7 protein-coding genes are annotated in these 7,383 nt (G+C 44.3%); all 7 read right to left on the bottom strand.

Going from position 1 to position 7,383, the window contains the following annotated elements:
• Nucleotides 1-85: 85 nt before the first annotated feature.
• The gene (gene ushA, locus AB4496_RS08645) at nt 86-1,747 is read right to left on the bottom strand and encodes a bifunctional UDP-sugar hydrolase/5'-nucleotidase UshA (protein ID WP_029223112.1); all 1,662 of its coding nucleotides are present in this window, start codon (nt 1,745-1,747) and stop codon (nt 86-88) included.
• A 549-nt stretch (nt 1,748-2,296) separates the two neighbouring features.
• The gene (gene kdsA, locus AB4496_RS08640; RefSeq protein ID WP_012603393.1) at nt 2,297-3,151 is read right to left on the bottom strand and encodes a 3-deoxy-8-phosphooctulonate synthase; all 855 of its coding nucleotides are present in this window, start codon (nt 3,149-3,151) and stop codon (nt 2,297-2,299) included.
• 22 nt (nt 3,152-3,173) lie between these two features.
• Nucleotides 3,174-3,983, bottom strand: coding sequence for a SirB1 family protein (locus AB4496_RS08635; RefSeq protein WP_017097592.1), 810 nt, complete (start codon nt 3,981-3,983; stop codon nt 3,174-3,176).
• Nucleotides 3,984-4,010: 27 nt separating this feature from the next.
• Nucleotides 4,011-4,394: a SirB2 family protein gene (locus AB4496_RS08630; RefSeq protein WP_009848726.1), complete on the bottom strand. Its 384-nt coding sequence runs from the start codon at nt 4,392-4,394 to the stop codon at nt 4,011-4,013.
• A gap of 169 nt (nt 4,395-4,563) precedes the next feature.
• On the bottom strand, nt 4,564-5,436 hold the full coding sequence (gene prmC / locus AB4496_RS08625) for a peptide chain release factor N(5)-glutamine methyltransferase (RefSeq protein WP_102257965.1): 873 nt from the start codon (nt 5,434-5,436) through the stop codon (nt 4,564-4,566).
• Between the two features lie 5 nt (nt 5,437-5,441).
• On the bottom strand, nt 5,442-6,530 hold the full coding sequence (prfA, locus tag AB4496_RS08620) for a peptide chain release factor 1 (RefSeq protein ID WP_009848728.1): 1,089 nt from the start codon (nt 6,528-6,530) through the stop codon (nt 5,442-5,444).
• A gap of 28 nt (nt 6,531-6,558) precedes the next feature.
• The coding region (hemA, locus tag AB4496_RS08615; protein WP_372130819.1) for a glutamyl-tRNA reductase at nt 6,559-7,383 on the bottom strand (825 nt) is incomplete at its 5' end.

Below are 7,383 nucleotides of genomic sequence, written 5' to 3'. Positions count from 1 at the left end.
CGCCGAGGCGTCGCTTTAGTTAAATTTATCATGGTGCTAGAGTCAATCTAATTTAGCACCTAGTGATTCAATTAACTGGGTTCAATTACTTGTAAACCATTTGACCTGAAGGCGCGTACTTGTTCACATCAACAGGGCTGTTTGCTTCTAGGTACTCTTTTAGTACTTCAGCGTCAACAAAACCTGTGTTCACAAAGCCAGGGTGATCAGACAGTTTAGGGTAACCGTCACCGCCAGCAGCGTTAAAGCTTGGTACCGTAAAGCGGTATGTTTCATCTAAACGAAGCTGCTTGCCACCGATGAAGACATTCGATACTTCACCGTCAGCGACAGTCATAGAAATACCTGCAAACTGTGCATAAGCACCTGAATCAACAGGTTTAGTCGCCACTACGTTTAGGTAATCTAGAACTTCTTTACCAGTCATATCAGTGTAAGTCAGGATGTTTGCAAAAGGCTGTACTGTTAGTACATCTTTGTACGTCACATCGCCGGCTTCAATTGAGTCACGAACGCCACCAGAGTTCATCACAGCGAAGTCTGCTTTTGCACGCTCCATGTGAGAAGTCGCAATCAAACGACCCAGGTTAGTTTGTTGGAAGCGAACTACGTTACGGTCACCTTCAAGCTTGCCATTTGTCTCAGCGATTTGAACTTCTAACTGAGCTTGGCCCTGTTCTTGGAAAGGACGTAGGAATTCAAGCAGCTCTGGATCTTGTGCGATTTCATCTTGAATAAGAACGCGTTGCTTCTTGCCGTCAATCTTAACTTTCTTCTTAAGGTTAACGGGAACCAAGTCGTAGCTCACCATCTCTAGTTCGCCATTACGGAATTCGTAATCAGCACGGCCTACGTACTTGCCCCACTCGTGAGCTTGAACGATGTAAGTACCGTTTTGAACGTCTGGTTTACACTCATCACCCGGCTTGAAGTTTTGCTTCGCAACGTTAGGGCCTTCCATACATACAGGCTCTTGAGAGTGACCACCAACGATCATATCTAGATCGCCTTCATTTAGGTAACGAGCTAGTGCTACATCACCCGGAGCATTAACACCACGCTGACCATTTTCGTAGTGACCCATGTGAGTCACAGCGAAGATAAGATCGGGTTTTTCTGTTTCTTTAAGTTCAGCGATCAGTTTCTTCGCTTCTTCTTTAGGGTCACGGAAATCGATACCAGCAATAAATTCTGGGTTACCAATTTTCGCAGTATCTTCAGTCGTTAGACCGATAACAGCAATTTTGATACCTTGCTTTTCAAACATCTCGTAAGCTTGGAATTTACGCTCGCCTGTCGCTTTGTCGTAGATGTTTGCAGATAGCATTGGGAAGTTTGCCCAGTCGATCTGTTTTTGCAGTACGTCTAGTGAGTTATCGAACTCGTGGTTACCTAATGCCATTGCATCGTAACCAATTTTATTCATACCTTTAAAATCAGGTTCTGCATCCTGAAGGTCTGACTCTGGTACACCAGTGTTGATGTCACCGCCAGATAGAAGCAACACGCTACCGCCTTCTGCTTCAACTTCTGCACGAAGTTGGTCAACAAGCGTTTTACGTGCAGACATGCCGTATTCGCCGTATTTGTTCTGCCAAAAACGACCATGGTTGTCGTTCGTATGCAGGATAGTTAGCTTATAAGTTTCGTCTTGGTTCCAATCATGAGCTGATTGAGACGCACATCCAGCCAAAGTAGCTAGGATTGCAGCACTTAGTGCTGTCTTTAGAATAAGGCGTTGCTTCATTGTCATACCTTTGAACTTTTTAGGGGAATCCACTGCTTTCTATAATCCATTGCGACTCCTTGTCTGGAGTTCGAACAATAAGACTTCAACATGACTAATCTTAAATTAACATTCTAAATGTAACACGATGATTTCATATTTATGTCGAATTGGTCACGCATGAATCAACAGTTAAGTGTAACAAAATTATGAGATTACACTCAAACTTCCCCTGCATCACAGGCAATCGTTTACTTATAAAGTGTGATGAATGTCAGCAATTCACTACAAACAGGACAGACCTCACACACCTATACCGCTTTCTTAGGGAATCAGAGGCTCTGTTAACAAGGGGTTAATCGCCTATCGTGGATTGACGCACTGCAAAACAAGTTCGTGAACAGCCAGACAGACAGCTTAGTCATAGCCCAAATAGGCCGAGGCTTCGGTGAACTAAACGGATGTTCCATTAAAAAACGCCCAACTCTAAGAGTTGGGCGTTTGTCTATTACAATCAAATAACGAGTTAACACTCTCTAGTTAATACTAGTGACTTAACATCAGATAAAACTATTTGATTTCGATGTGCTCGAAGCCTTTGATAAGGTCATCAAGTGCTTTCATCTGCTTCAAGAACGGTTCTAGCTTATCTAGCGGTAGAGCTGATGGGCCATCACAACGAGCTTGATCCGGGTTAGGGTGAGCCTCAAGAAATAGACCAGCAATACCCGTCGCAATGCCCGCTTTAGCTAGTTCAACCGTTTGCTCACGACGACCGCCAGATGCAGCACCTGATGGATCACGCATTTGAAGCGCGTGAGTCACATCAAAGATGATTGGGCTACCGTTTGATGATTTCTTCATCACACCAAAACCAAGCATATCAACTACTAAGTTGTCATAACCCATGCAAGAACCGCGTTCACAAAGAATGATGTTCTCGTTGCCACACTCAGCAAACTTATCAACGATATTACCCACTTGATCTGGGCTCATGAACTGAGGCTTCTTCACATTGATAACCGCGCCAGTCTTAGCCATTGCTTCAACAAGATCAGTTTGACGAGCAAGGAACGCTGGAAGCTGGATTACATCAACCACATCAGCAACAGGCTGAGCTTGCGCTTCAGTGTGAATATCAGTGATGATCTTCACGCCAAAGGTATCTTTCAGCTCTTGGAAAATTTTAAGACCTTCTTCCATGCCAGGACCACGGTATGAGTGAACTGAGCTACGGTTTGCTTTGTCGAAAGACGCCTTAAATACATAAGGGATACCCAACTTCTCTGTTACTTTCACGTAGTGCTCACAGATCTGCATAGCTAGATCGCGAGATTCAAGAACGTTCATACCTGCAAATAGCGTAAATGGCTTGTCATTAGCAATTGGCATATTGCCAATGTGAACTGTTTTCTGTTCCATCATATTCTCTCTAAATAATTATTAATTAGTGAACAACCACTATCTTTTCGTTCATGACGTTCACTTGAGATTTTAGTAGCTCAGATGCAGGGTCATCTGGGCATTGGTCGATAAAATATTGATAATCCGTAGCAGCGACCTGATGACAGTCTAGCTGCTGATAAATAAAGCCGCGGTCGCGGATTTCATACGGATCATCCGGCACAAACGTTAACGCAAGGTCGGTACACTTCAATGCAAGCGTATAACGCTCTTCTCGAAGCAATGCACTCTTAAGTAACGCTAGCCACTTACCAATAATCGTTGGGTGGTCAGCAACTTCTAAGTGTTCAGCTTTTACCTTAGCTAGTGGGCCATCATGCCCAATAAGCCATGCTCGTAAAGTTTGCACGCCAACGTACTCGCCGTTGTACGGGTTAATGTATACAGCAGCTTGCCCGAACCAACTCACTTTAAGTAAGAATTGAGTTGGGAAAGACACGCCTTCAACAGGGAAGCCTAACTTGCGACCTAGATAAAGAAAGATCGCACCAAGACTCACTGGAATGCCTTTTTTTCTCTCAAGTACTTTATCGATAAATGCGTTTTCCGAAGAAAAATACGCATCTTTATCCCCAGCAAAACCCCACTCATAAAAGAATAGTCGAATAAAGGATTCAAACTTCTGCTGTTCATCCGTTTCGTTAACCAAAGCAAACTCGGCGTCTTTTAACAATCTCGCCAACTCTTGTTCTGCCCAACTGTCTTGAGTTTCTGGGTTAATCGCTTTATTTAAGATCAATGCACCTTCAGCTAACTCTAGCTGGTCAAAGTCTTCATCAAAAAATTCGTACATAGGTAGTTAACCGAAATAAGGAGATAATTAACCGAAAAATGTTGGTGTCTTCGTCATTGCAATTTTACCTGCCATCGCTAACCAGCCAAGCGCACCAAAGAAAGAGAACACTCTCAGTAGCTTGTTTTTACCTAGCTTAAGCGCAAAGAAGCCCAGTGCGATGTAAGCCATAACACAGGTTAGTTTTTCGGTTAACCAGGGTGCTGCTGGTGTAAATGGAATAAAGCCAGTGATAAAAATCAAACCAATACCCGAAAGCAACAGCAATGAGTCATTGATATGAGGGAAACGCTGTAAGAAAGGATGCTTAAGCTTCGGTGAGTTAGCCATCATAAGAGCGAAACGAATCGAAAGAAGCAGTGCGCTTATAGCAATCGTTAATAGGTGAAAATGTTTTAAACCTTCGTACATGGTATTCCTTTATATTTTTATATGTCTTTCGTTAACACGAGCCACACAATACCCGTTAATGCTCTGTATTTCTGCGTTAAATGCATTATCAAGTTAAGTGTATTTTCGAGTTAAAGGTATCAATTTAGCAAGTTCATCATCTATTGCTCACAAGATGATTAACAGCAGCCTATGAACAGTAACGACCCAATGTCACTCGGTCATTACCACCGTAATCTTTCTCTGTCACAACATCGAGATATCCGAGCGCCTGCATAATCTCACGTACAGCTAAACCTTGGTCGTAACCGTGTTCAAACGCTAACCAACCTTCGTTTTCTAAAAAGCTTCGTGCGTTTTCAGAAATGTATCGAATATCTGCTAAACCTTTCTCTTCAGCAACTAACGCTGTGATCGGTTCAAAACGCACATCACCTTGAGATAAATGAGGGGCATTCTTCTCTATGTAAGGTGGGTTAGAGACAATCAACGAGAACTTCACCGCTTCTTTTTCAGAGTTGGCTAGGTTCAAAGGCTCAAACCAACTGCCGTGTAAAAAGGTGGCGTTGGTGATATTTAATCGCTGAGCGTTTTCTGTCGCAAGTTGCTGCGCTTCCGGACGAAGATCAATCCCCGTCACTGGTCGGTTCGGCATCTCAGAGGCCAATGCCAAAGCAATCGCACCTGTACCAGTTCCTAAATCGAGAATCGCACCTTGCTTGCCATACGTTTTGTCTAACGCCACTTCAACCAAACGTTCCGTATCTGGACGCGGGATTAAAGTAGAAGGAGAGACTTTTAACGGCAGCGACCAAAACTCACGTTCACCAACAATATAAGCCACAGGCTCACCGGTTAAGCGACGTTTTAGAAGGGTATGGAATTCGGATTCTTGTTCTGAAGTGAGATGCTTCTCAGGCCAAGTCAGTAGGTAAGATCTAGGTTTATCTAAGGCGTGACAAAGCAGTACCGCAGCATCAATCGAGGGCGATGTGTTATCGCCCTCTTGAAGCTGTACGATTGCTGACTTTAAAGCACTTTCAACCGTATATGCTGACTGCATAGTAATTAGTTGTGCTCAGCAAGTGCAGCTAGTTGATCGGCTTGGTGCTCTTGTAGAACAGGATCAAGCAGGCTTTGCATATCACCTTCCAGAACTTCGTTCAGGCGGTAGATAGTTAAGTTGATGCGGTGATCAGAAACACGGCCTTGAGGGTAGTTGTACGTACGAATACGGTCACTACGGTCACCAGAACCTAATAGGTTACGACGTGTATCTGAAATCGCGGCAGCACGACGCTCTTCTTCAGCTTGAACGATACGAGCCGCAAGAACAGCCATCGCTTTCGCTTTGTTTTTATGCTGAGAACGCTCGTCTTGACACTCTACTACTGTACCTGTAGGTAAGTGAGTAATACGGATTGCTGAATCCGTGGTGTTAACGTGCTGACCACCCGCGCCAGATGCACGGAAAGTATCAATCTTAAGGTCGCCAGCTTTGATCTCTGGCAGATCCGCTTCTGGAATCTCAGGCATAACCGCAACAGTACATGCTGATGTATGAACACGACCTTGAGATTCCGTCTCCGGTACACGTTGTACACGGTGACCGCCAGACTCGAACTTCATTGTGCCGTAAACAGCGTCGCCACTGATTTTAGCGATCATCTCTTTAAAGCCGCCCTGCTCTGAAACATTGCTGCTCATCACTTCGACGCGCCAGCCTTTTTTCTCGGCAAACTTAGAGTACATACGGAAAAGGTTACCTGCAAAGATCCCCGCTTCATCACCACCTGCGCCGGCACGAATCTCTAAGAAGCAGTTACGCTCATCGTTTGGATCTTTTGGAATCAGAAGAATTTGCAGCTCATCAGTCAGACGTTCAATGTTCGCTTTCGCATCTTTGATTTCTTCTTGAGCCATTTCACGCATTTCTGCGTCGTCTTCATTTGCCATCTCTTCAGCAGCTTCTAAATCTTCTTGAGCTTGCTGGTATGATTTAAAGCACCCCGTCACCTCTTCTAATTGAGAATACTCTTTTGACAAGGCACGGAATTTATCTTGATTCCCAAGTACATCGGGATCACCAAGTAGATGTTGAACTTCTTCATAGCGTTCAACAAGTGTTTCAAGCTTTATTAGAATCGAGGCTTTCATAATGTCTTATTCTGTTGGAGGTCGAATATTATTGAGGGTTTTCTAAGCCCAAACTCTGTCTAATGACCGTTAATTTTGCAGGTTCTCCTTGCTCTGCTGCACTTTGGAGTGCACGCGTTGGAGCATGGATCAATTTGTTTGTGAGCTTGTTACTTAGCTCAAGTAAAACTTTTTCAGGGTCACCGCCAGCGGCAAGTGATTGTAAACTCTTACTTAATAATTCTTCTCGGATTTCATTGGCCGATTTTCGATAGTCACGAATACTGTCTACCGCTTGCAGTGAACGCATCCAACTCATGAATGCTGCACTTTCTTCACTAACGATCGCTTCCGCTTGGATCGCTTCCACTTTACGTTGTTCAATGTTGCCATCAACAATCGACTGCAGATCATCAACGGAATACAGGTAAGCATCATTCAGATCGCCTACCTGAGACTCAACGTCTCGGGGAACTGCAATATCAACCAACAACATCGGTTGATGTTTTCTTGTCTTAAGTGCGGTCTCAACCATGCCCTTCCCAATAATAGGCAGTGGACTAGCGGTTGAGCTGATCACGATATCCGCTCGATGCAGGTGATCGGGGATTTCATTGAGGCTAATCACTTTAGCACCAAACTCTTCAGCTAGCCCTAAAGCACGCTCACGAGTTCGGTTGGCCACAATCATCTTGGTGCAACCATTCGCTGAAAGGTGTTTTGCCACCAATTCAATCGTCTCACCCGCACCTACCAGTAACACCGTTGATTCAGCAATCGACTCAAAGATGTGTTTGGCTAATGTGCAAGCTGCGTAAGCAACGGAAACCGCGCTTCCGCCAATTTCAGTTTCAGTTCGAACACGCTTAGCGAC

Origin of the sequence: Vibrio sp. 10N.222.46.A1 (assembly GCF_041473595.1) — a bacterium.
Lineage (GTDB): Bacteria > Pseudomonadota > Gammaproteobacteria > Enterobacterales > Vibrionaceae > Vibrio > Vibrio tasmaniensis_A.
Note: the sequence above shows the minus strand (reverse complement) of the source record. Positions and strands in the feature narration are given on the sequence as shown.

Excerpts from the sequence above, each read along its gene's own strand:
- ushA (WP_029223112.1), bottom strand. The coding sequence starts at position 1,747 with ATGAAGCAACGCCTTATTCTAAAGACAGCACTAAGTGCTGCAATCCTA.
- AB4496_RS08630 (WP_009848726.1), bottom strand. The coding sequence starts at position 4,394 with ATGTACGAAGGTTTAAAACATTTTCACCTATTAACGATTGCTATAAGC.
- AB4496_RS08635 (WP_017097592.1), bottom strand. The coding sequence starts at position 3,983 with ATGTACGAATTTTTTGATGAAGACTTTGACCAGCTAGAGTTAGCTGAA.
- prfA (WP_009848728.1), bottom strand. The coding sequence starts at position 6,530 with ATGAAAGCCTCGATTCTAATAAAGCTTGAAACACTTGTTGAACGCTAT.
- kdsA (WP_012603393.1), bottom strand. The coding sequence starts at position 3,151 with ATGATGGAACAGAAAACAGTTCACATTGGCAATATGCCAATTGCTAAT.
- prmC (WP_102257965.1), bottom strand. The coding sequence starts at position 5,436 with ATGCAGTCAGCATATACGGTTGAAAGTGCTTTAAAGTCAGCAATCGTA.